This window comes from Phaeobacter sp. JH20_34 (assembly GCF_048056095.1).
GTDB classification, from domain to species: Bacteria; Pseudomonadota; Alphaproteobacteria; order Rhodobacterales; family Rhodobacteraceae; genus Phaeobacter; species Phaeobacter bryozoorum.
The window spans coordinates 945611-969850 of the sequence record NZ_JAYMWT010000004.1 but is presented as its reverse complement, the minus strand read 5'-3'; the positions used below and the strand labels follow the sequence as shown (position 1 = coordinate 969850).

At 61.7% G+C, this 24240-nt stretch carries 20 protein-coding genes; 8 read left to right on the top strand and 12 right to left on the bottom strand.

Annotated features, from left to right (window positions below; translation table 11 throughout):
• Positions 1-41 precede the first annotated feature (41 nt).
• Positions 42-503, bottom strand: a complete 462-nt coding sequence (locus VWZ81_RS06170) for a hypothetical protein (RefSeq protein ID WP_374015281.1) — start codon at positions 501-503, stop codon at positions 42-44.
• A 129-nt stretch (positions 504-632) separates the two neighbouring features.
• Here VWZ81_RS06170 and trkA point away from each other — a divergent pair, with 129 nt between their 5' ends.
• The 4 genes from trkA (at position 633) to hflX (ending at position 5197) form a co-directional block, all read left to right on the top strand.
• On the top strand, positions 633-2009 hold the full coding sequence (gene trkA / locus VWZ81_RS06165; RefSeq protein WP_340545497.1) for a Trk system potassium transporter TrkA: 1377 nt from the start codon (positions 633-635) through the stop codon (positions 2007-2009).
• A 1-nt stretch (position 2010) separates the two neighbouring features.
• On the top strand, positions 2011-3558 hold the full coding sequence (locus VWZ81_RS06160; protein ID WP_340546316.1) for a TrkH family potassium uptake protein: 1548 nt from the start codon (positions 2011-2013) through the stop codon (positions 3556-3558).
• 128 nt (positions 3559-3686) lie between these two features.
• Complete coding sequence (hfq, locus tag VWZ81_RS06155; protein ID WP_008204623.1) at positions 3687-3926, top strand: RNA chaperone Hfq; 240 nt, start codon at positions 3687-3689, stop codon at positions 3924-3926.
• Positions 3926-5197, top strand: a complete 1272-nt coding sequence (hflX, locus tag VWZ81_RS06150) for a GTPase HflX (protein WP_416538718.1) — start codon at positions 3926-3928, stop codon at positions 5195-5197. The genes hfq and hflX overlap by 1 nt, the downstream gene beginning before the upstream one ends.
• 104 nt (positions 5198-5301) lie before the next feature.
• Here hflX and VWZ81_RS06145 read toward each other — a convergent pair whose 3' ends face one another.
• A complete protein-coding gene (locus VWZ81_RS06145; protein ID WP_340545499.1) occupies positions 5302-7791 on the bottom strand; it encodes a penicillin acylase family protein in 2490 nt (829 codons plus the stop codon).
• Positions 7792-7927: 136 nt separating this feature from the next.
• On the opposite strand from VWZ81_RS06145, the gene VWZ81_RS06140 reads away from it, so the two are divergent.
• Positions 7928-8797: an NAD(P)-dependent oxidoreductase gene (locus VWZ81_RS06140; RefSeq protein ID WP_416542319.1), complete on the top strand. Its 870-nt coding sequence runs from the start codon at positions 7928-7930 to the stop codon at positions 8795-8797.
• 163 nt (positions 8798-8960) lie between these two features.
• Here the strand turns inward: VWZ81_RS06140 and VWZ81_RS06135 are convergent, their stop codons facing one another.
• Complete coding sequence (locus tag VWZ81_RS06135; RefSeq protein WP_340545501.1) at positions 8961-9536, bottom strand: YSC84-related protein; 576 nt, start codon at positions 9534-9536, stop codon at positions 8961-8963.
• A gap of 217 nt (positions 9537-9753) precedes the next feature.
• Positions 9754-10752, bottom strand: coding sequence for a porphobilinogen synthase (gene hemB / locus VWZ81_RS06130; RefSeq protein WP_340545502.1), 999 nt, complete (start codon positions 10750-10752; stop codon positions 9754-9756).
• 201 nt (positions 10753-10953) lie between these two features.
• On the opposite strand from hemB, the gene VWZ81_RS06125 reads away from it, so the two are divergent.
• Positions 10954-11478: a component of SufBCD complex gene (locus VWZ81_RS06125; RefSeq protein WP_340545503.1), complete on the top strand. Its 525-nt coding sequence runs from the start codon at positions 10954-10956 to the stop codon at positions 11476-11478.
• A 34-nt stretch (positions 11479-11512) separates the two neighbouring features.
• Entirely contained in the window at positions 11513-14974 is a 3462-nt protein-coding gene (mfd, locus tag VWZ81_RS06120; protein WP_416542318.1) for a transcription-repair coupling factor, read from the top strand.
• Between the two features lie 91 nt (positions 14975-15065).
• Here mfd and VWZ81_RS06115 read toward each other — a convergent pair whose 3' ends face one another.
• From VWZ81_RS06115 to VWZ81_RS06105, 3 genes are all read right to left on the bottom strand, one after another.
• The gene (locus VWZ81_RS06115) at positions 15066-16289 is read right to left on the bottom strand and encodes an MFS transporter (protein WP_416535973.1); all 1224 of its coding nucleotides are present in this window, start codon (positions 16287-16289) and stop codon (positions 15066-15068) included.
• A gap of 221 nt (positions 16290-16510) precedes the next feature.
• On the bottom strand, positions 16511-17182 hold the full coding sequence (locus VWZ81_RS06110; RefSeq protein ID WP_416538723.1) for a DsbA family oxidoreductase: 672 nt from the start codon (positions 17180-17182) through the stop codon (positions 16511-16513).
• Complete coding sequence (locus VWZ81_RS06105; RefSeq protein ID WP_416542317.1) at positions 17179-18789, bottom strand: class I adenylate-forming enzyme family protein; 1611 nt, start codon at positions 18787-18789, stop codon at positions 17179-17181. The genes VWZ81_RS06110 and VWZ81_RS06105 overlap by 4 nt, the downstream gene beginning before the upstream one ends.
• A gap of 65 nt (positions 18790-18854) precedes the next feature.
• On the opposite strand from VWZ81_RS06105, the gene VWZ81_RS06100 reads away from it, so the two are divergent.
• A complete protein-coding gene (locus VWZ81_RS06100; protein ID WP_340545508.1) occupies positions 18855-19478 on the top strand; it encodes a helix-turn-helix domain-containing protein in 624 nt (207 codons plus the stop codon).
• A 143-nt stretch (positions 19479-19621) separates the two neighbouring features.
• Here VWZ81_RS06100 and VWZ81_RS06095 read toward each other — a convergent pair whose 3' ends face one another.
• From VWZ81_RS06095 to VWZ81_RS06075, 5 genes are all read right to left on the bottom strand, one after another.
• A complete protein-coding gene (locus VWZ81_RS06095) occupies positions 19622-19852 on the bottom strand; it encodes a hypothetical protein (RefSeq protein ID WP_014874610.1) in 231 nt (76 codons plus the stop codon).
• A 191-nt stretch (positions 19853-20043) separates the two neighbouring features.
• Positions 20044-20700, bottom strand: coding sequence for an MIP/aquaporin family protein (locus VWZ81_RS06090; RefSeq protein WP_340545509.1), 657 nt, complete (start codon positions 20698-20700; stop codon positions 20044-20046).
• Positions 20697-21173, bottom strand: coding sequence for an arsenate reductase ArsC (locus VWZ81_RS06085; protein WP_416542316.1), 477 nt, complete (start codon positions 21171-21173; stop codon positions 20697-20699). Before VWZ81_RS06085 ends, VWZ81_RS06090 begins: the two co-directional genes overlap by 4 nt.
• A 16-nt stretch (positions 21174-21189) precedes the next feature.
• Positions 21190-22029 (bottom strand): helix-turn-helix domain-containing protein, encoded by an 840-nt coding sequence (locus tag VWZ81_RS06080; protein ID WP_416542315.1) that lies wholly within the window; start codon positions 22027-22029, stop codon positions 21190-21192.
• 110 nt (positions 22030-22139) lie between these two features.
• Positions 22140-23966 (bottom strand): extracellular solute-binding protein, encoded by a 1827-nt coding sequence (locus tag VWZ81_RS06075; RefSeq protein ID WP_416540202.1) that lies wholly within the window; start codon positions 23964-23966, stop codon positions 22140-22142.
• Positions 23967-24240: the final 274 nt, after the last annotated feature.

Genomic DNA, 24240 nt, shown 5'->3' with positions numbered 1-24240 from the left:
AGGGTTTTCTGGCTGACAGCTCGGTACGCCGTGGTTGAGCCTTAGGGCGTCGTCGCCACAATCTGTGGCGACTGACCACGGCGTTCGATCGCACAGGAGGTCTGGCTGAGTTGAGGCAGGGTTGCGGCGCGCCGCGCCCCGACGGCATCCGCCACCGACTGCGGACAGCGTTTTACGGCTATGTTTTCGTAGCCCTTCGCGGCCATGCAGGACCGCTCGACCCGCTGGCGCAGATCGGCGTTGACGTCCACGGTATAGATGCCGCCATCCTCCCAATAGCCGGCCCGGTGATAGCAACGCCCGTTGCGGCAAACCTCGCCACCGGGGCGAAAGATCGGCGGGTGCTGGCGGATCTGGGTGGCCACAGGGGCGTCGCGCAGGGCGCTGACCTCGCAGGCGAGGAGATCCGCATCGCGCCGGGCCACATCCGCACCGGCGCGGTAATAGACCGGAACCGGGCCACAGGCCGCCAGCGCTGATGTCACCAGCAGTGCGGCAAGCATATGATTTCTTATGGACATCCTTTGATTGTGCGCCAGAACGGGCGGTAAGACAATTGAATTGACCGTTCCGGCGGCTTCTGTCATTCAAAACGCGCGATTTCGCGCAGCAGCGCCCTGAGGAACAAGCACATGAAGGTTATTATCTGTGGCGCAGGTCAGGTCGGCTGGCAAATCGCCCGGCACCTGTCGGGGGAGCACAATGACGTGACCGTGGTGGACAACAATCCCGATCTGGTGCGCCGCGCGACGGATACGCTGGATGTGCAGGGGATTGCCGGCTTTGCCTCCTACCCGGACGTGCTGACCCGCGCCGGTGCCCGTGACGCAGACATGATCATTGCGGCCACACATTCGGATGAGGTCAATATGGTCACCTGCCAGGTGGCTCATTCGGTCTTTTCGATCCAGCGCAAGATTGCGCGACTGCGCTCAAAAAGCTATCTCGAAGCGATTTATTCGGATCTCTACCGCCGCGACCATCTGCCGATTGATGTGGTGATCAGCCCCGAGCGCGAGGTGGCAGCGGCGGCGATGCAGCGTCTTTCGGCGCCTGCCGCCTTTGATACAGAGATGTTCATGGACGGCAAAGCGCAGCTGCTGGGGGTGCAGATTGACGAGGACTGTCCGGTGGTCAACACGCCGCTGCGACAGCTGACGGATCTGTTTTCGACGCTGCGGGCCATCGTTGTGGGCATTCGCCGCGATGGCACCCTGTTTGCGCCAGAGCCGGGGGATCAGCTGTTTGTGGGGGACAGCGCCTATGTGTTTGCCCATGTTGATGACGTGAGCCGCACGATCGAAGTGTTTGGCAAACAACAGAAACGCCAGGATCGCGTAGTGATCGTTGGCGGCGGCAATGTCGGGCTTGAGGTGGCCAAGGCGCTGGAGGCCCGGACTGGGCGCACCCGTGCCAAGATGATTGAGCGCAACCGCAAATGTGCCGAACGCGCCGCCGAGACGCTGGAGCGAACCATCGTGCTGAACGGCGATGGTCTGGATCGCAGCCTGATGATCGAGGCGGGGATCGACCGGGCCGACGCCATGCTGGCGGTCACCGATGACGACAAGGTCAATATGCTGGCCGCTGTGCGGGCCAAGGCCGAAGGCTGCCCGCTGGCGATTGCACTGATCAACGATCCGACGCTGGTGCCGCTGATGGCGCCGCTGGGGATCGACGCCTATATCAATCCGCGGGCCACAACGGTGAGCTCGATCCTGCGCCACATCCGCTATGGCCGGGTGCGACAGGTCTATTCCATCGGCGATGCCGAGGCCGAGGTGATCGAGGCCGAGGTGATGTCGACCTCTCCCATGGCTGGGCAGATGATCCGCGACATCGCGTTCCCCGAAGGGGTGCTGGTCGGCGCCGTTAGCAAGAACGGTAAGGTGATGCGGCCGACCGGTGGAATGCGGATCGAGGAGGGCGATGTGATCGCGCTCTTTGCCATGGCTGCGGATGTGCCGGAGGTTGAGCGCCTGATGCAGGTCTCGATTGACTTCTTCTAACATGGCGCGTCATCGCAAACAGCCGATGGAAAAAACAGGCGGCCTGCTGCGTCTGCCGCTCTTTCTGCTGATCCTGATGGTGGCCGCGCTGGCGATGTGGGTGCCTGCCGTTCATGCGCTGATCCTGGATGATCACCAGACCTCGCGCAGTTTCTTCTATTCCGGTGTGCTGGGATTGATGCTGGTTGTGCTGGTCGGGCTGTCGATGGGCAACCGGATGCCGCGGTACAGCATGCCGGGGCAGCTCACCTCGCTGCTTGCGAGCTTTGCCGTGTTGCCCGCATTCCTGGCGGTTCCGGTACAGGATGCCCTGGGCAACACCAGCTATCTCAACGCCTATTTCGATATGGTCAGCGCGATCACCACCACCGGGGCGGATGTATTTGCCGATCCCAACCGCCTGCCGCCGAGCGTGCATCTGTGGCGGGCCATGGTGGGCTGGCTGGGTGGGCTGCTGATGTGGGTTGCGGCCTCGGCCATTCTGGCGCCGCTGTCGCTGGGGGGATTTGAGGTGACCGCGCGGGGGGAGCCGGGACGCGGCACCGAGACGCCGCTCCATATGCAGCGGGCTGATCCACGTCGCAAACTGGTGGTGGTGACCAAAACCCTGGCGCCGCTCTATGCCGGGCTGACGCTGGTTCTGTGGATCCTGTTGATCATCACGGGCGAGACCGCCCTTGTTGCGCTGGGACATGCGATGTCGGTGCTGGCCACCTCCGGGATCTCGGCGGTGGGCGGGGTGGAAAATGGCGCCAGTGGCATCGCCGGGGAAATGGTGATGTTCCTGTTCATGTTCTTTGCCCTGTCTCGGCTGACGTTTTCGACCGATACGGTGACCAGCGGCCATAGCCGGTTGGATCGCGACCCGGAGTTCCGCATCGGCCTGCTGATCGTCTTTGGCGTGCCTCTGCTGTTGTTCCTGCGCCATTGGATCGCCAGTTTTGATGTCGCAACCACCAGTGATCTGATGCAGGGGCTGCACTCATGGTGGGGGGCAACTTTTACCGTGCTGTCGTTCCTGTCGACCACCGGGTTCGAGAGCGCCGACTGGGAAACCGCCCGCCAATGGTCGGGGCTGGATACGCCGGGCATGATCCTACTGGGGCTTGCGGTGATTGGCGGCGGCGTCGCCACCACGGCAGGCGGAGTGAAACTGCTGCGGGTCTATGCGCTTTATCTGAACGGCTTGCGCGAGATGGAACGGCTGGTGCATCCGTCCTCCGTCAGCAACGAGGGCAAGGGCAATCGGCGACTGCAACGCAACGGGGCTTTTGTTGCCTGGGTGTTCTTCATGCTGTTTGCGCTGTCACTGGCGGTGATCAGCATCAGTCTGGCCGCAGTTGGTTCGGATTTCGAACAGGCGCTGATCCTGACCATTGCGACCCTGTCCACAACCGGCCCGCTGACCGAGGTCGCAGGATCCGAACCCATCGCCCTGATCCATCTGACAGCCAGCGCAAAACTGATCCTGTGCTTTGCCATGGTGTTGGGACGGCTCGAAACATTGGCGATCATTGCCCTTATGACACCAAACCTCTGGCGCAGCTGATCAATCATGGTTACCGTGGACGTCATATGAGTAATTTTCGGGTGGAAACTCCGACTATCTGCGTTCATAGTATTCATTAACGGGGCGCTGGTCCGCAGCGCGACAAGAACAAAGGCGAGATAATAATAATGGCTTCGGACAGACAGAATCTTCAGGATGCCTTCCTGAACCACGTTCGTAAAACCAAGGTTCCGGTCACCATCTTTCTGATCAACGGCGTAAAGTTGCAGGGTGTGATCACATGGTTTGACAATTTCTGTGTCCTGCTGCGTCGGGACGGGCAGTCGCAACTGGTTTACAAACACGCCATCTCGACGATCATGCCTGCCCAGCCGATCAGCCTGTATGAAGGTGAAGACGCCTCTTGATGGAGCATGACCGGACGCCCACCCGTGCCTGGGTGGTGCATCCCGATATCAAATCAGACCGCGATCGCCGCGATCCGGTGTCCGCCCTTGCTGAGGGCGTGTCATTGGCCGAGGCTCTGCCCGACATCGAGGTGATCGGATCGGCCGTCGTGCGCCTGCCAAAGGCGCATGCGGGGATGCTGTTTGGATCCGGGAAAATCGAAGAGCTGAAGGCGATGTTCCAGGCCGAAGAGGTGGAGCTGGTCCTGATCGACGGCCCGGTGTCGCCGGTTCAGCAGCGCAATCTTGAGAAGGCCTGGAAGGTCAAAATCCTTGACCGGACCGGGCTGATCCTCGAGATCTTCTCGGACCGGGCGCGCACCCGTGAGGGGGTGTTGCAGGTTGAAATGGCGGCACTCAGCTATCAGCGCACGCGACTGGTGCGGGCCTGGACCCACCTGGAGCGGCAGCGTGGCGGATTGGGATTTGTCGGCGGACCCGGCGAAACCCAGATCGAGGCCGACAGGCGCGCCATTGACGAGCAGCTCGTTCGGCTGCGCCGGCAGTTGGACAAGGTGGTGAAAACCCGGACGCTGCATCGCGCAGCACGGGCCAAGATTCCCTATCCGATTGTGGCGCTGGTGGGCTATACCAACGCCGGAAAATCGACGCTTTTCAACCGGCTGACCGGTGCCGAGGTGATGGCAAAGGACATGCTCTTTGCCACGCTGGATCCGACCATGCGCCGGGTTGAGCTGCCGGATGGGCCGGAAATCATCCTGTCGGATACAGTTGGGTTTATTTCTGATCTGCCGACCGAGCTTGTTGCTGCGTTCCGGGCAACGCTGGAAGAGGTGCTGGCCGCCGATGTGGTCGTGCATGTACGCGATATCAGCCATGATGAGACCCAGAACCAGGCGGCGGATGTCGAGAGCATTCTGACCTCGCTCGGGGTTGATGACAGCCGTGCGCGGATTGAGGTCTGGAACAAGCTTGATCTTCTGGATGAGGAAGAGGCCGAGGCCCGCCGCCAGCGCGCGGAGCGTGAAGATGGCATTCATGCCATCTCTGCGATCACCGGCGAGGGGCTGGATGGGCTGTTGGCGGATATCACCGACAAGCTGCGGCTGATCCGGCATGAGGATGATATCACCCTGACATTTGCGCAAGGAAAGCAGCGTGCCTGGTTGTTTGAACAGGATGTTGTGCAAAGCGAAACCCAGACCGATACCGGGTTTGAGCTGACTGTTCTGTGGACCGAGACACAGAAGAATCGCTTCGCGGCGCTCTGATCAGATCGCGCAGTTCGTCTAGAAAATACCCCGCAACCGGACCGGTTGCGGGGTATTTTGTTTTGAACCAGATACGTTTAGCTGCGGGCGCCGGATCGCCCGCCTCATTCCGCGGGGGCCGCGGGGATCAGCCGGGTGATACCAACGGCTGCTGCCCGGGCCAAATCCTCGTCCAGTGACATCGGGATATATTCGCCGCGCCGCCAGAGTTGGGACATGTCGTCGTAGTGCCGCGACAGGAAATGGCCGGATTGGCCGGTGGCGGTGATGAAAACGGAGCTGTCAGGATCGGCAAAATCATAGACACCCCGATAGCCGGCGGCGTGAACGTTGCTGAACGGGTGCTCGCCTTTGCCGGAGGTGAGCCCGCGTTGCAGCGTGTTGTCGCCGCCGCTGGTGGACTGACGGATGTTTACAAAAACCCGCAGCAGGGGCACGTCACCCAGCACTTCGTGGTTCTGGGTGGCCTGATGGGCATCGCCCCAGCGCAAGGATTCCAATGCGGTCCCATAGGTTTCTTCGATCCATATCAGCGCATCATCAAGGGCCAGGCGGGCCAATTCGGTGCAGCTCTCTGTAGGTGCGCTTTGGCGGATATCGCACCAGACCGAGGCGCCTTCGACATCGCGGAAGACCCGTTCAAGGAACAGCGGGTCGACCTGCGTGAACTCAGCAGCCAGCGGGCCGAGATCGTCGGTGATCAGGCGTTTCTGCAAAGCCCGAACCCAGGCGGCATAGATCAGCGGTTCCGGCAGATGTTCGTTCATCTCACCGTTCCACTCTGACAGCAGGGTCAGGGCGATCTGGCGCTGACGTTCGCGGGTACCCTCGGGGGCGGCCTCTCCCGTGAACCACAGATCGGCACCAATCAGCGGCAGCAGGGTGCGCGCGGTATAGGACACGGTGTCGAGCTGTGCCTCGATAAAGCTGTCACGGGTATGGACCTGGCGGTCCTGCATCAGCTTTTTCCAGCGGTTGATCCGCTGGGTATCGCCCCAGGTGTAGGACACATGGTTGGGGAAGGGGCGGTCCAGTAGCTTGTTGTTGGTATTGCCGAGAATGCCGCCGATGGGCGAGACAAATTCCGGGTTGGCGGCATAGGGTGCGCGGCCCTGCCACTGGTTCTCGGGGCGCCAGCCCTGGCTCGGCATCCGGCCCTGGCTTTGATGCCGTGCGTCGCGCTGCGGTATGGCGCCCACGGTTTTGAGCGCGACCGTGGTCCTGTCGGCAAGGGTCAGGTTCTGCGAGGGGGCGAAATAGCCTTCGCCGATTTCGATCGCCTCTGCGACCGTATTGGCCCGCATCAGCTCGAGTGCGGCGCTCATCGAGGTGTCTTGCCCGCTAAGGCCGGTCCAGCCGAGGCTGACCACATGACCGGGCGGTGTGATCGACGCAAGATCGAACAGCGAGCGGGGCAGCACCGGGCCATTGTCGGTCCAGCGCAGGGTCAGGGTGACCGGCGTCTCATCCTTGATATTGATGATCGAAGGGCGGCTGGTGAACCGCTTGAAGCCGTCGGCGGTCTTGTATTCCTCGGGATTGTCCGGGTTCAGCTGTTCGATGAACAGATCCTGATCATCCATATAAGAGGAGGTCACCCCCCAGCCCAGCAGGTCCGAGCGGCCGGAGATCACAGCGGGAATGCCGGGAATGGTGGCGCCGATGACACCGCCGGTGCCGAGTTCCAGCCGCGCCAGATACCACAGACCGGGTGCCGTCAGCTCCAGATGCGGATCATTGGCAAGCAGCGTGCCGCCCGCCGCCGACCGGCTGGGTGCCGCAGCCCAGGCGTTGGAGGCGCCGGCCAGCCCGCGCGGCGCAATCGGCATGAAGGGCAGCGTCTGGCTGCCATCGGTGCTGGTGCTGGCATGACGGGGCAGCTGGGGAAACAGCGCGGCATATTCCGGCAGGGCCGCCACGCCATTGCCGGGGGCATCGGGCAGGATGTCCTTCAGTCGGCTGGGATCCGGCAGCGCCAGAGAGGTACGGGCGCGTAGGATTTCCTCCTGCATGTGCCCTGATAGCTTGAGGCCCATCAGTTTCATAACCGCGATACTGTCGGCGGGCTGCCAGGGCGCCATGGGCACATTGAACAGGAACATCTCAGGTGCGCCGCGCCCCAGCGCATCCTCGTTGATCTCTTGCAGCCGGGCATTGACCCCTGCGGAATAAGCGCGCAGGGCGGTCATCGTCTCAGGCGTTTGCGCTGCGACCGACTGCTGCGCCAGCCGGTAGATGTCCAGCCGCCGGATCAGCGTGTCGACCTGTACGGTGCGGCTGCCAAAGATCTCCGACAGGCGGCCCATGGCGGTGCGGCGCAGGGTGGTCATCTGCCACAGGCGATCCTGCGCATGGGCATAGCCGAGACCGAAATAGACATCTTCATCGCTGGCGCCATAGCTGCCGAAAATATGCGGCACATTGGCATTGTCACGCACGATCTCCACCGGTGCGAGGAGGCCGGGCAGGGTGATCTCCTTGTCGTAGTCGGGCAGGGATTGCGCGGCGAGGAAATAGACCAGACCAAGCCCCATCACCAGAAGCAGAATCAAAGCGGCGGCAAGGCGCAGGAGCCAGCGAAAGAGAAGTCCCATCGGTGGTGCGTTTCCTCAGGTTTTTGGCGTTATTGGCCCGGTTATGGCGCAGATTGTCGCCCTCGCAGATTGCACCGGGCGGCGCGGCTGCTAGGGTGGCGCCAACATAGGACAAGACGCATCAGGGGGAAAGCAGATGGCGAAGATTGCATTCTTGGGTTTGGGAGTGATGGGCTATCCGATGGCCGGTCATCTGGTGGCCGCCGGTCACGAGGTCACGGTGTATAATCGCACTGCGGCCAAGGCAGAGGCTTGGGCCAAGGAACATGGTGGCCGCGCCGCCGCAACGCCGCGTGCGGCCGCGGCAGGGGCTGAGTTCGTGATGGCCTGCGTTGGCAATGACGATGATCTGCGCAGCGTCTGCCTGGGCGATGACGGTGCCTTTGGCGGCATGGACGCGGGGGCGATCTTTGTCGATCACACCACCGTATCGGCGAAGGTCACGCGCGACTTATATGGCGCTGCGGCGGATCTGGATCTGGCTTTTGTCGATGCGCCGATTTCCGGCGGACAGGCGGGGGCGGAGAATGGCGTGCTCTCGGTCATGTGCGGCGGCGATCAGGCCGCCTATGACAAGGCAGAGCCCATCATCGGCGCCTATGCGCGGATCTGCCGCCGGATCGGCGACAGCGGCGCTGGCCAGATGACCAAGATGTGCAACCAGATTGCCATCGCCGGGCTGGTTCAGGGGCTGAGCGAGGCGCTGCATTTCGCCGAGAAGGCGGGGCTGGATGGTCGGGCTGTGGTGGAAGTGATCAGCCAGGGCGCGGCAGGCAGCTGGCAGATGGCCAATCGGCATGAGACCATGCTGGACGATCACTTCGAGCATGGGTTTGCGGTCGATTGGATGCGCAAGGATCTGGGCATTTGTCTGGATGCGGCGGAGGAAACCGGCGCGAGCCTGCCGGTTACGGCGCTGGTCGATCAGTTTTACAAGGATGTCCAGAAACTGGGCGGCGGCCGCTGGGACACCTCCAGCCTGTTCAAACGCCTGAAGGCCTTTTGAGTAGGTCGGTATGAAAATGGCCTTTCCTGATGGAAAGGCCATGCCTCCGGCGGGGATATTTCGGGCCAGAAGATAGGCAGCCGCGCGACAGTCGAAACCCTGTTTCATGCTGCGCGCGTTGCCAGCCTGGCTGATCCGCTCCGCCGGCGCGCGCGGGCAGGGATCAGGGGATAATGCGGGTGTATTTGGTGCCTTCCAGGGTGGCGCCAAGACGCAGCCCTGCCTGTCCGAAGACCGCTGCCAGGATAGGGCTGTTCAGCGTATTGGTATCGGCGGCCAGCGAGTCGCCTTCGTCGCGGATCACATATTCCAGATCGGCGCCCGCGGCCCAGCCGGAGGAGCGGCGGAAGTTCGACAGTGCTTCCTGGGTCATGAAGAACAGCACATGGGCGTATTGCTGTGCGCCGATCTGCAGGCCTGCATTCCCTTTTACGGTGGAATAATAATCCACCGTTACGCCGTCGATGCGCAGCGCGCCGCGGCCGAAGGCACCGCCGACAAGGAAGCCTGCCTCGGTCACCAGTGGCATCACCAGCATGCCGGTTGATTTTTCGGCCAGCGCGACGGCGCCGGGGTATTGGCTGTACATCTGGCTGAGAGTTGCATCGACGCGGGCGTCGATCTTGCTGGCATTGCTGTTGCCGATGCCATTGCCGCAGGCGGCGGTGACACCGGCACCGGCGAGGGCGCCAAGCGCAAAACCGCGCCGGGTCAAACGGGAAGAATAAGAGCTGCTCATCTTGTTTGCCTGTTTTCTGGGGCCGGCGCCGCGCGGGCTGTCATTTCGGCCTGTCACTGTTCAGTTGCGGCCAGTTCTCTGGCTCTGTGGCATGGTATACGCGGAAAGCTGCCGTCTGTCATCACTGCGACCGCCGCAATCAGCGGCTTCCTGCCGTCAATTTTAGGCGATCCGCTGCCCGCGCAATGCACGAAAGCGGCCACCGGTCCGATGCGGATCAGCCGTTCAGCAGCCGCGCCGCAGCCGGGGCGTAATAGCTCAGCACGCCATCGCAGCCCGCCCGTTTGAATGCCATGAGGCTTTCCATCATGATGCGTTCGCCGTCGATCCAGCCATTCTGCGCAGCGGCCTCGATCATCGCGTATTCGCCGGAGACCTGATAGGCAAAGGTGGGCGCGCCAAAGGTGGATTTCACCCGCTGACAGATGTCGAGATAGGCCAGCCCCGGTTTGATCATCACCATATCGGCGCCTTCGCTCAGATCGCGTTCGATCATACGCAGCGCCTCATCGGTATTGCCCGGGTCCATTTGATAGGTCTTCTTATCCCCCTTTAGCGCGCCGGAGGCGCCGACGGCATCGCGAAAGGGTCCGTAGAATGCGGAGGCGTATTTGGCCGCATAGGACAGGATGGTGACATTGCGGTGGCCCGCCGCTTCAAGCGCGCGGCGCATGGCGCCGATGCGACCATCCATCATGTCGGAGGGGCCAATGATATCGGCACCGGCATCGGCCTGGGCCACGGTCATCTTGACCAGCGCCTCGACGGTTTCGTCGTTGACGATTTCGCCATCGACGACATAGCCGTCATGGCCGTTGATATTATAGGGATCCAGCGCCACATCGGTCATCACCGCTATATCCGGTGCGGCGGATTTGATGGCGCGGATGGCGCGGTTGACCAGATTGTCGGGGCTCCAGGCTTCTGCGCAATCCTCGGTCTTGAGCGCGGGGTCGGTATAGGGAAACAGACAGATCGCCGGAATACCAAGCGCCTGCGCCTCGACGGCGGCTTCGGCCACCTTGTCGATGCTGCGCCGGGTGACACCAGGCATGGAGGGGATCGGCTCTTCGATCGCCTCGCCGTCACGGACAAAAACCGGCCAGATCAGATCGTCGCTGGTCAAGGTGGTTTCACGCACCAGATTGCGCAGGGCAGAGGTGCTGCGCAGCCGGCGTGGACGGGCAGCGGGAAATGGGGCGACGGTCGGCTTCATCGGGTCCTCGCAGGTCTTTGGCGCGACCGGGGGCGGTCGCGGTGGTCTCCCTTTGGGTCGCATGGAATGACGGCGGCGACAAGTGACAGATTCGCCGCGCCAAATGTCCCCATCTTATTGCGGCGCGGGGCCACCCCTTGTGCCAGGGCGCCGCGCGGGGGATATAGGGGCGCAAAGACTGGACGAGAGAAGGGCCGCGCAGTGGATCTGTTTCACACCTTGACCGAGCTGATTGATCTGCGGTCCTTTTCCAACCTGTGGTACTGGATCGCGCTGGCCGTTGTCTGGTCCTCTGCCAGCCATTGGGTGATGGGGGTGCCGTTTGACATGGTGTACCGCGCCCGCAAGCAGGGTGGACAGGCAGCGCTGGATCTGGAGGCGATTGCGCGGGTCAATGTGAACCGGATGATGTATATCACCGATGTATCGGGCCACTGGGTGCTGGGCATGACCTGTTTTGTGCTCGCCATGCTGGGGATGCTGGGGTTTTACTACGGTGTTGAATTTGCCCAGGCCGTGTTCCTGCTGGCCTTTCCCATGGGGTTTGTCGGCCTAATTAACTGGAACTCCGCGCGCCGGATCCACCGCGAAGGGCTGGCGGGGGAAACCCTGATCCGGCAGCTGACCCTCAGCCGGCTGTTCATTCAGCTGGTGGGGATGGTGGCGATTTTTGTCACCGCGCTCTGGGGCATGTATCAGAACCTTCAAATCGGGTTCCTCGGTTAATCGCCTGCGGGCAGACGACGAAAGAGAGACGTAGATGGCGCAACGGGCAATCACCGCGGGCGGCGCACCAGAAGGTTTTGATGCGCGGCTGATCCTGAAAGAGGCGGCCAGCAGCAACGGTCCTGTCCTGCATGTGGCGCGCGACGACAAGCGGATGGAAGCGACCCGGGCGGCGCTGGCTTTTTTTGCGCCCGACATGCCGGTAATCAGCTTTCCGGGCTGGGATTGCCTGCCGTATGACCGTGTGTCGCCCAATGCAGATATTGCCGCGGCCCGGATGGCGACGCTGGCGGCGCTTGTGCATCAGATGCCGGGGCAATTTGTGCTGCTCACCACGCTGAATGCGGCGACCCAGCGGGTGCCTGCACGACAGGTTCTGAAGGATTCCGCCTTTACCGCCGAAGTGGACCGTCGCATCGACGAGGAGGCGCTGCGCAGCTACCTCACACGGATGGGATTCACCAAGAGCCCGACGGTGATGGAGCCGGGAGATTTTGCGGTGCGGGGCGGTATCATTGATATCTATCCGCCGGGACAGAGCGGTCCGGTACGGCTGGATCTCTTTGGGGATGTGCTGGATGGGGCCCGGCGGTTTGATCCCGCCACCCAGCGGACCACCGAAAAGCTGAGCGTGGTTGAATTGGCGCCGGTTTCCGAGGTGATCCTTGATGAGACGGCGGTGACCCGGTTTCGGCAGAACTACCGGATCGAGTTTGGCGCAGCGGGCACCGATGATCCGCTTTACGAGGCGGTTTCAGCCGGGCGAAAATACCAGGGCATCGAGCATTGGTTGCCGTTCTTTCATGAGCGGTTGGAAACGCTGTTTGACTATCTGCCGTCAGCCACGGTGACATTGGACGATCAGGTGACACCGGCTCGGTTGGCGCGTTGGGACAGCATCGCGGACCAATATGAGACGCGCAAGATCGCGATGGCGCAGAAGGGGCGGATGGATACCGTCTATAAACCGGTGCCGCCGGGGCTGCTGTATCTGGATGATGCCGCTTGGGAGGCCGCGATCGCGGATCACCGGGTGATCCAGTTCCATCCGTTGCCACAGGCCAGCGGGCCGGGGGTGATTGATGCCGGTGGGCGGATCGGACGCAATTTCTCGCCGGAGCGACAGCTGGAAAATGTGAGCTTGTTCAGTGCGCTGGCAGATCATATTAAAGCGCGTTTGCAGGTGGGTCCGGTGGTTGTTGCCTCTTATTCAGAGGGCGCCCGAGAGCGTTTGACCGGCCTGATCGAGGATGAGGGCCTGGCCGAGGTGATCGCGATCCGCGATGGCACCCGGATCGGCAAATCTGGGTTGCATCTGGCGGTCTGGGCGCTGGAGCACGGGTTCGAGACCGCCGATCTGACGGTGATTTCCGAACAGGATGTGCTGGGTGACCGGCTGATCCGCGCGCCCAAGAAGCGGCGCAAGGCCGAGAATTTCCTCACCGAAACCCAATCGCTCAGCCCGGGTGATCTGGTGGTGCATGTGGACCATGGGATTGGCCGCTACAAGGGTCTGGAGGTGGTGACCGCCGCTGGCGCGGCGCATGAGTGTATTCTGCTGGAATATGCAGAACAATCAAAGCTGTACCTGCCAGTCGAAAACATTGAACTGCTGTCCAAATACGGCCACGATGAGGGGCTTCTGGATCGGCTCGGCGGCGGTGCCTGGCAGGCCAAGAAGGCCAAGCTAAAGGAACGCATCCGCGAGATGGCGGATCGGCTGATCCGTGTGGCCGCAGAACGGGCGCTGCGCAAGGCGCCGATGATGGATCCGCCGCCGCACGCCTGGGAGGAATTCTCCGCCCGTTTCCCCTATCAGGAGACCGACGACCAGCTGCGTGCCATTGCCGAGGTGATGGAGGATTTGCAGTCCGGCTCGCCGATGGATCGTCTGATCTGCGGTGACGTTGGATTTGGCAAGACCGAGATTGCGATGCGCGCGGCCTTCATTGCGGCGATGTCCGGTGTGCAGGTGGCTATTGTCGCGCCGACGACGCTGCTTGCCCGTCAACATGCGGCGGCTTTTGCCCAGAGGTTTCGTGGGTTTCCCTTGGAAGTCAGGCAGTTGTCACGCTTTGTTTCAGCAAAGGAAGCGGCGAAAACCCGCGAAGGCATGGCTCGCGGAACGGTTGATATCGTGGTTGGCACCCATGCGCTTTTGGCCAAATCGATTCGGTTTCAGAACCTTGGCCTGCTGATCATCGACGAGGAACAGCATTTCGGGGTCGCGCATAAAGAACGGCTGAAACAGATGCGCAGCGACATTCACGTCCTGACGCTGACCGCGACGCCGATTCCGCGTACGCTTCAGCTGAGCCTCACCGGGGTGCGGGACCTCTCGATCATCGGCACACCGCCGGTGGACCGTCTGGCGATCCGCACCTATGTCAGCGAGTTTGACGCCGTCACCATCCGCGAGGCGCTGCTGCGGGAACATTATCGTGGCGGGCAAAGCTTTTACGTGGTGCCGCGCATCACCGATCTGCCCGATGTCGAAGCCTTTCTGAAGGAGCAGCTGCCCGAGCTGAGCTACGTCATCGCCCACGGCCAGCTGGCCGCCGGGGATCTGGATGACCGGATGAATGCCTTTTACGATGGCAAGTTCGACATTCTGCTGGCGACCACAATCGTGGAGTCCGGCCTCGATATTCCGACCGCCAATACGATGGTCGTGCATCGTGCCGATATGTTTGGTCTGGCGCAGCTCTATCAGATCCGGGGCCGCGTGGGCCGGTCAAAGACGCGCGCCTATGCTTATCTCACGACCAAGCCGCGGGTGCGTCTGACACCCGGAGCAGAGAAACGCCTGCGGGTGCTGGGGTCGCTGGATACGCTGGGCGCGGGGTTCTCTCTGGCGTCACAGGATCTGGACATTCGCGGCGCTGGCAACCTCCTGGGCGAGGAGCAATCCGGCCAGATGCGTGATGTGGGCTATGAGCTTTATCAGTCCATGCTGGAAGAGGCGATTGCCAAGATCAAATCTGGTGAGCTGGAAGGGTTGACCGGCAGCGATGATCAATGGGCGCCACAGATCAACCTAGGGGTGCCGGTCCTGATCCCAGAGGAGTACGTACCCGATCTGGATGTGCGTCTGGGTCTGTATCGTCGGCTTTCCGACCTTAGCACCAAGGTGGAGCTGGAAGGCTTTGCGGCGGAGCTTATCGACCGTTTCGGTCCGCTGCCGAAGGAGGTCAATACGCTGATGCTGGTGGTGCGGATCAAGGCAATGTGCAAACGCGCTGGCATTGCCAAACTGGACGGCGGGCCCAAGGGGGCAACGATCCAGTTCCACAACGATAAATTCGCATCACCCCAGGGGCTGGTGGACTTCATCCAGGCCCAGGATGGGCTGGCCAAGGTGAAAGACAACAAGATTGTCGTCCGTCGGGACTGGAAGAAAGACGGCGACAAGATCAAAGGTGCCTTTGCCATCGCGCGGGATCTGGCGGAAAAAGTGGTTGCCGAGAAGAAGAAGGCCAGGGCCAAAACCAGCTGATCGGCCTGATCTGATCAGCCTGAAGTGAGAACGTGAAAAAGCCCCTCCAACATTTGGAGGGGCTTTGTTTTTCATTCTCTTGAGGGCGGGATTATTCGGCTGCGATCCGGTTCTCCACCCGCGCCATATGCAGCATGATGACAAAGCCTGCGGCGACCATGAGCAGGATCGACCCGGTCAGTGGCGCAATGGAGCCGTCAAACAGAAGCCCGACGGTAGCAGCCGCAGCGGCAGCAAATACGGTGGAGACCCCCCCGACGATCGAGGCTGCCATACCTGCAATATGACCCATCGGTTCCATCGCCATTGCGTTGAGGTTGCCTAGGGTTAGCCCAGCCATGAAAAAGACGCTTGTCTGCCAGGCCACAAAGAGGCCGAACATCACATCATTCGGCAGGTTCAGCGTGCCCAGGCTCAGCATGATCGCTGACAGCAGGATCTGCCCCCCCAGCGCCCAGGTCACCATGCGCCGCATCCCAAGGCGGACCACAACGGAGGCATTGATCAGGCTGCCGGTGCCAGACATCACGGCAATGAAGCCAAACCAGAAGGGGAAGCTGGCCGCGCGGTCAAAGACCACGTCAAAGATCGGCTGCACCAATGTGATCATGCAAAACAGCATCGCCAGGCACAGGCACTGGACCATCATTGACAGCCGGACGGTCGGGTGCTGGAGCATCTCGGCCACGGCGGCCAGCAGGCTCGGCAGGCGGAACGGACGGCGATTTTCCCGCGGCAGGGGTTCGGGCAGGCGCAGCCCCATCCACAGGATGATGATGATCGCAAATAGCGCGAAGGCCAGGAAGATCGCGCGCCAGCTTGTCAGCAGGATAATACCAGCCCCCAGCATCGGCGCGATGGCCGGGACCAGGGTGAAGATCAGCATGGCAATGGACATCATCCGCGCCATTTCCCGGCCGGAATAGAGATCGCGCACGATGGCCAGAGCCACGACACGCGGACCGGCAGCGCCAAGCCCCATGACCACACGGCTGAGCAGCAGCATTTCGATAGAAGAGCTGGCGTAGGCCGCCAGCGCGGCGAGAATATAAAGAGCAGCCGCAGCAAAAATGACCGTCCTGCGCCCAAAGGCATCGGAAAGCGGGCCTGTAAAGAAAGTCCCGATCCCCATGCCAAGCGCGAAGGCGGCAATGACCAGCTGCGCACGGTTGGGGTTGTCAGGGCTGAGCGTCTGACCGATTTCGGGCAGGGCTGGCAGCATGGCGTCGATGGAAAATGCAACGGTTGCGAACATCATCGCAATCAGGGCAATGAACTCAGCTTTTGACATGCTGATGTGAATATCTTTTGTCATTTGAAACCTCTGGTGACACATCAGGAGCCCCGGTAATCGGGCGCTGTCTGGGCGTCACTCTGTCCGCGCTAACATATCCACCGGGATTGGGCCAGAAGCGGGGGCGCACAGAATTATGTGCATCTTTATGCGTCGTAAGCCAGATGCGAAGCGGACCGCCAGAGGTCAGCGATCCAGTTTCATTAGTTTTTACAGTATTTCAGTGTGTTACCGTGCGACCCTCAGGTCGGCTCCGCATTTGGAGCGGCGTCCTGGTCCAGCTGCGCCTGAATGTCGGCGATAACCTGTTTCCACAGTTCGGGCTGTTGGGCGCCGGGAACGGCGTGCTGATTGGCCACCACAAATGTCGGGACAGATGTGATCCCCATCTTGCGCGAATGGGCATCGCGGCTGCGGATCTCCTCGGCGTCTGTGTCGCCGGACAACAGGCGCAGGGTGACGGCCCGGTCCATGCCGGCCGCTTCGGCGATATCGGCGAGGACCTCGGCGTCGCCAATATCCCGCGCTTTGACGAAATAGGCGTCAAACAAAGCATCGACCACGGCGCCCTGTTTGCCTTCGATCCCGGCCCAGTGGATCAGCCGATGGGCGTCCAGCGTGTTGGGGGTGCGCTCCATGGCCTCAAAATTGATCTCCAGCCCGGCGGCGCTGGCGTGTTCAACGACCGGGGCATAGGCCCGGACCGCGCCATCCTTGCCGCCGAATTTCGCCTCAAGATAGGCGCGCCGATCCATGCCTTCGCGTGGCATGTCAGGGTTCAGCTGGAACGGATGCCACTCGATGACAAACGGATGATCGCCGACGTCGGCCAACGCCTTGTCCAGGTGCGTCTTGCCGATATAGCACCAGGGGCAGATCGGGTCGGACAGGATATCCAGCTTAACGAGGCTCATGACGGGGTCCTTTGGTGTCGAATATAGCAATCGGGCAGGGCGCGCCGCAGCAGTTTTCCGTTGGCTCCGCTGGGCAGCGCGTCGAGGCGCAGATAGGCGCGGGGCTGTTTGTATCGTGCCAGCCGGGTCTTGGCAAAAGTCGATAGCGCCTCGGCGGTCACGTCTTTGGCACCGGTGTAGAACGCGACGATAATATGAGTGTCGGGTTTCACCTCGACCGAGGTGACGGCAACCTGTTCCAGATCGGGGTGGGCCATCAGCGCGGCCTCCACCTCCAGCGGGGAGACGCGATAGCCGCCTGCATTCATCACGTCATCGTTGCGACCGAGGTAGCGGATCTGGCCATCTCCCGCCATTTCGCCAAGGTCACCGGTCAGGAACCAGTCGCCCCTATAGCGGTCCCTGGTCGCCTCGGGCGCGTTGACATAGCCCAGCATCAGCCCGGGATCGTGGCGATCAATGGCAATGACGCCGGGGGTGTTGCGGGGGACCGGATTGCCGTCAGGATCGAGGATGGCAACCCGTCGCCCCGGTTGCGGCCACCCCAGGGTATCGCCGACCTCAGCCGCATCGCGATCACGCGCCGGATCCGCGGAGATGAAGGTGGAGCACTCCGACATGCCAAAGGCCTCATAGAGCTGCGTGCCGGTGGTCTGATGCCAGCTCCGAGCCAGTTGGCCCGATAGCTTTTCCCCGGCGCACAGACCATGGCGCAGGGCCGGAAGATCAGGCAACCCGTCAGCTTGCAGCAGCTTGCGATAGACACCGGGCGCGGCGGCAAAGAGGCTGGCGCGATGCTGACGCAACAGCTCCGGCAGCGCGGTCACTGGCGTGCCCTCCGCGGGGATCAGAGCTGTCGCGCCGATACTCCAGGGGTCCATCAGACCGGTGCCGAGGGTGAAGGTCCAGTTGAAGGCCCCGGCATGCAGCAGCCGGTCGTCGGGGCGCAGATCATACCAGTGGCGGATCATCATCTGCCGCGCCCAGATGGCGCGATGGGCATGGGCAACCGCGCGCGGATTTCCGCCGGTCCCGGAGGTATAGACGATATAAGCGGGCCGATCAGGGTCGCCGAGGGGCATCTGAAACCTGTCTTCTGCCGGAGCGTGGCGCTGCATTGCCTCAAGTGAGTCGCGGTCAATTTCGTGGGGATGTGGCACCGACCGAACCTCGGGATCGCGCAGCACAGCGGCCGGAGACAGGTCGTCGATAATACGTGCCACCTCCGGTTCGGTCAGCTGCGATGACGTAGGGACCGGCACCAGACCCACGGCAATGGCGCCCAGATAGGCGATCGGAAAGATCGGCGTATTGCCAAGGCGCAGCAACACCCGGTCGCCGGGTTTTAAACCTTGCGCCAGCAATCCCGTACCGGTTCCACGCACAGCGGCCCGCAGGTTTCCATAGGTCCAGGACTGCACCTGGGGGCTTGGCTGCTGGCCCGGTGACGTCGACGCTTCGGCGTTTGCCTGAACCGCCAGAACCGCAAGTGCCATGGCATCCGCCGCGGCAGGTTGGGCCGACCCACGTTGATAAAGCACGTGGTCAGCCAGATTGAACGGCGCGGGGCAGGGCGCGAAGGGCCCGCTGTCAAACAGGGATTGCATGTCGATTGGCTAACTTGGCAATCCACGCGTTGCAAGATGGCGCGCCCCGGCCTATAGGAAAAAGCATGACCTCTCGTGATCCAAAATCGCTCATCACTATTGCCCGTGCGTCGGGCGAGGCTGCCGAAACCGAGCCGCTGGATCTGGGCGCCCGTGTGCGTGAGCTGCGCAAGGCGCGGGACTGGACATTGGAACATGCGGCCAATCAGGCCGGCCTGGCCCGATCGACCCTGTCAAAGATCGAAAATGGCCAGATGTCACCGACTTACGAGGCGTTGAAGAAGCTTGCCGTCGGGCTTCAGATCTCGGTTCCACAGCTGTTTACGCAGCCGCAGCGGGATCAGGTGAACGGGCGTCTGACGGTCACAAAGACCGGTCAGGGGTCTGCCCATGCGACCACCACCTACGAACATGAACTCTTGGCCGACAGCCTGACGCGCAAGCGGATGCTGCCTTATCGCGCCCGCGTTCGGGCGCGCTCGATGGACGAGTTTGATGGTTGGGTGCGCCACGATGGCGAGGAATTCCTATACGTGCTGACCGGCGTCGTGCGGCTCTATACCGAGTTCTATGAACCGATCGAAATGCGGCGCGGTGACAGCGCCTATTATGATGCGGCGATGGGCCATAACGTGATTTCGCTCAGCGACGAAGACGCCAGTATCCTCTGGGTGACATCCCTGTCCTGATCATCGCAGGCGCAGCGGGGGCCGCGCGCTGCCGGACCATGCTCAGCCTGATGCAATCAGGATGATTTAGGTTGCAGACGTTCGCGCGCCACCAAGGCAACCGCCATCGCATGGCGCGTGCCTAAGCCACGCGGGATCCGAGATCAGTTCAGCTGATGCTCCAGCTCGCGGTGCAGGCTTTCGGTGTAGAGAAAATCATCCACTTCCTCACGCGCTTCGGTCAGCGTCAGATGGTGCGTTCGGGCGAGATAAGCCACAAACTTATCCTTGTCGTCGAACAGGGATGGGGCCGAGCGAGTTTGCAGATGCGGAAACCGTTGCTTGAGACGGGGCATCCTGTCGAACCAGCTGGCGCGGGCTGTTTGAACAGGCATGGGGGGGTCCCTCCGGGTCAAAATTGCGCGTGGGTATTTATGCTAGCATTTTTTGCAAAAAAAGAAAGTCCGCGTCAGACGTGCTGCGCCCCGGCACGGGGTGGACCGGCCGGGGCGCAGCAATAGCAAGAGGCGGCTGACGGGATCGGTACCAATCTCTGCCGGGATCCGGGTTCGCGTCAGGGGCAGGGTCAGCTGGGACGGAACAGGCGCGGCAAGAGGAGATGCGCCAGCCCGACGCCGATCACCTGCATCACGATGAACATCAGGATATGGCCGGGGTAGATCCCGGCGAAGGTGTCGCTGAACCCGCGTGCAATGGTGACCGCCGGATTGGCAAAGCTGGTGGAGGAAGTGAACCAATAGGCACCTGTGATGTAGAAGGCGACCAGCGTCGGCACGGCCTCGGGCCGCGATCGCAACCCGCCGAAGATCACGAAGAGCAATCCAAATGTCGCGAGGATTTCGGAGAACCACTGGGCCATACCGGTTCGGTGCATTGTGCTGGAGCTTTGCAGGATCGACAGATCGAACATCACGTGGCTTGCCCAGACGCCGAGGATGCCCCCTATGATCTGCGCCGCCAGATAGGGCGGAACCGCGCGCCAGCTGTGGTCACCGCGCAGCGCAAAGGCCAGCGTCACAGCCGGATTGAAATGCGCGCCCGAGATCGGCCCCAGCGTGGTGATGATCACATAGAGCATCGCGCCGGTTGCCACCGCATTGGCCAGCAGCGCCAGCCCGACATTTCCGCCCGACAGGGTTTCGGCCATGATGCCGGAGCCCACGACGCCAATCAGCAGGAAACAGGTGCCTAGCCCCTCGGCCATCAGCTTCTGCGTGGTCATGGCAGCTCTCCGATGCGTGTCAGCTCCTGGCGCAGGCTGTCACGATCCAGCGTCTCCAGCGGCAGATCAAGGAAGGCCAGCGCGCGGCGCTCCAGCCGCGCATAGGCGGTCTGAAAGGCAGCGTCCCAATCTGGCTCCGCGGCGGCGGCCGGATCCTCGATACCCCAATGGGCGCGGAGCGGCGCGCCGGGCCAGATCGGGCAGGTTTCGCCTGCGGCGGAGGCGCAGACGGTGATCACAAGGTCCATCTCAGGGGCATCGGCGCCTGCAAATTCGTCCCAGCTTTTTGATCGGGCCGCGTCTGTGTCATGGCCTTTCTCATTCAGCAGAACCAATGACTGCGGATGCACTTTTCCGGCGGGTTTGGATCCGGCGGAAAAGGCGCGGACACGGCCATTCCCATGGGTGTTCAGCAGCGTTTCCAGCAGGATAGACCGCGCTGAATTGCCGGTACAGAGGACGAGGATATTCATATGGGAAACCCGTTTCTTAGGAGCGTTCGGTGGCTTTGTGACGGCCGATATCATCCAGATGATGTTGCAACGACAGTCGGTTGAGTGTCTCAAAAGGCAGCGCCGCAAAGGCCCGGATGCGATTGCGCAGCAGCCCGTAGGCCTGTTGATAGGCAAGCTGTTTCTGCGCCTCTGTCCCTTTGGTCATCACGGGATCAGGCAGGCCCCAATGGGCGCTCATGGGCTGACCGGGCCAGGCTGGGCAGGCTTCATTTGCGGCGTGATTGCAGACGGTAAAGACGAAATCTATCTGCGGCGCAGCCTCGCCGGAGACCGCGCTGAGATGTTTGGAGCGCAAGGTGGCGGTGTCATGACCCTTGGCGCGCAGCAGCGCCAGAACTTCGGGTCTTGGGGCTGTCGCGGGCTGGCTGCCGGCAGAATGCGCGATGAAGCGGCCATGCCCCTCCTGGGTCAGGATCGCCTCGGCCATGATCGACCGGGCTGAGTTGCCGGTGCAGATGAAGAGGACATTCAGCGGGCGCTCAGCCGTGGGGATGAGCGCCGTCTCGTGATCCGGCGGGGTGCAGATATCCGGGCGGTTCTGGCAGCAGTCGGACAGCAGCTGATCAAACACCCCGCGCAGACCGTTCAGATGTGCCTGATAGAGCAGTGACGTGCCTTGCCGCTGCGACAGGATCAGCCCCGCCGCGGTGAGCGTTGAAAGATAAGCGGAAACGGTATTGGCCTTCTGCGCCAGCGCCGTCGCGATTTCGCCTGCGGGAACCGCATCGGGATATCGCCGCATCAGCAGACGAAACAGCGCCAGCCGCTGGGGGTGGGCCAAGGCGGAAAGCTGTGATGTAAGCTTTATTTCCATATTTCACGAAATACGGAAGTAGTATTCCTGCGTCAACCGTTTTGGCTCGCCGAAAAAAGCCCGCCACCGATGACCGGGGCGGGCTTCTGTCAGCTTCTGCTGTGGCTTGGTCAGTGGGCCTGATACCACCAGACCTCTGGCATGTAGCTGATACCATCGCCGCTGACGGGCAGACGCTCGGGGAATTTCAACTCCTTGCGATGGGCGATGCGGCCTTCGGCGTATTGCCAGACCGGCATCACATAGCGTCCTGCGGTCAGCAGACGGTCAAGCGCGCGGGCGGCGGCGGTGAAATCCTCTTTGCTTTTGGAGGTCAGCATGGCGTCGATCATTGCATCCACGGCAGGGTCCTCGATCCCGATCAGATTGCGCGATCCCGGCTGCTGCGCAGCGTCGCTGCCCCAGTAAAGATATTGCTCGTTGCCGGGGCTGAGCGACATCGAGCGGCGGAAGAAGGTCATGTCGTAGTCGAATTCCTGCTGACGTTCGACAAACTGGGCACTGTCCACCATGTCGGCCTCCAGCGCGATACCGAGACGTTCCAGAGCGCGGGCATAGATTTCCACGACCGAGCGCATCTCGCCTTCGCCCAGATTGCCGGGGGTCAACAGCACCTTGATCTCAAGCGCCTCGCCATCTGCGTTGCGCATGATGCCGTCTTGGACCGTCCATCCGGCCTCCGCCAGCAGTTTGGTTGCGGTGCGCAGGTTCTTGCGATTGCGCTCGCTCCCGTCGCTGACCGGCAGCGTATAGCCCTCCATCACGCCGGGGAGCAGGCTGTCTTTGAACGGGGTCAAGAGCTCGCGCACCTTGCCTTCGGCAGCTCCCGGCTGCATGGCAAGATAGGAGTTCGAGAAATAGGAAGAAATCCGCGGCTGGGTGCCACCTGTCAGCGTTTCGTTCATATATTCGAAGTTGAACGCCTGGATCAGCGCTTCGCGCACCCGCCAATCGTCGAATGGGGCACGGCGGGTATTCACAGCGATACCGGTCATGCCCGAAGGGTTGCCGTTGGGGATGACGGTCTTGATCACCTCACCGGAGGTCACCGCAGGAAAATCATAGGCCTTGTCCCATTTGGCGGCGTTGAATTCGCGGATTGCAGAAATTTCCCCGGCCTTGAAGGCCTCCAGCAGGACGGTCTGGTCGCCATAGAAATCGAGCCGGATCTCATCAAAATTATTGGTGCCGCGCCGCAGCGGCAGATCCTGCCCCCAGTACTCCGGGTTGCGGGAAAAACGGATGAAACGACCGGGTTCGAAATCCGCCACCGTATAGGGGCCGGAGCCGATCGGGGCTTCCTGCAGGCCGGACTCGGCGAAATCCTTGCCTTGCCACTGCGCCTTTTTCAGGATCGGACGCAGCCCGGCGATCAGCGCCAGTTCGCGGTTGTCTTCGTTGAAGGTGATGCGCAGGCTGCGCTCTCCGGTCTGTTCGATGCTGTCGATCTGGGTCCAGAACCGGCGGTAGCGGATATGCCCTTCCTGGCCGAGGGTCTGGTAGGACCAGATGACATCCTCGACCGTGACAGGCGATCCATCGGAGAATCGGGCCTCGGGGCGCAGGGTGAATTCAACCCAGGCGCGATCCTCTGGCACCTCAATCGATTCGGCCAGCAGCCCGTAGAGGGTGAAAGGTTCATCCGCCGAGCGCCCCATCAGGCTCTCATATCCCCAGAAACGGAGCTGCCAGGGCGGGGTGCCTTTTTGGGCAAACGGGTTCAGCGTATCAAAGCCGCCGGTGTTGCCGAAGACCACGGTGCCGCCCTTGGGGGCATCGGCATTTGCATAGGGTAAAGACACAAAATCCGGTGGTAGTGCCGGGTCCCCATACATAGCTATGCCATGCGCTGATTCTGCCTGTGCAAAATTTGCGCATGCGCTGAGGATGATTCCGGCCAAGGCCGGTCGAACTCTAAAGAAAAAATCTGGACGCACTTTTGCAACAATCCCGCTCTGGCCTTATTTTCATGAACACCAACGCTAACGGCGCTGCCGCGTCAATTCAAACTTTTAGCTTGGATGAGCGGGGGAAATTGCTTATAAAGGTCTCACTGCTCGATAGGTTTCTTGCCTGTATGAAACCTGCCTCAATAACTTAACGCCCGCTTCGTGCGGGCGTTTTTTTGTGCGGTGCTTCGCGATATATTTGACGGGCTTGCCGGACGATGGTCGGCCCCGGTGGCGGTGCCCTTTCGGCACACATCTCTTG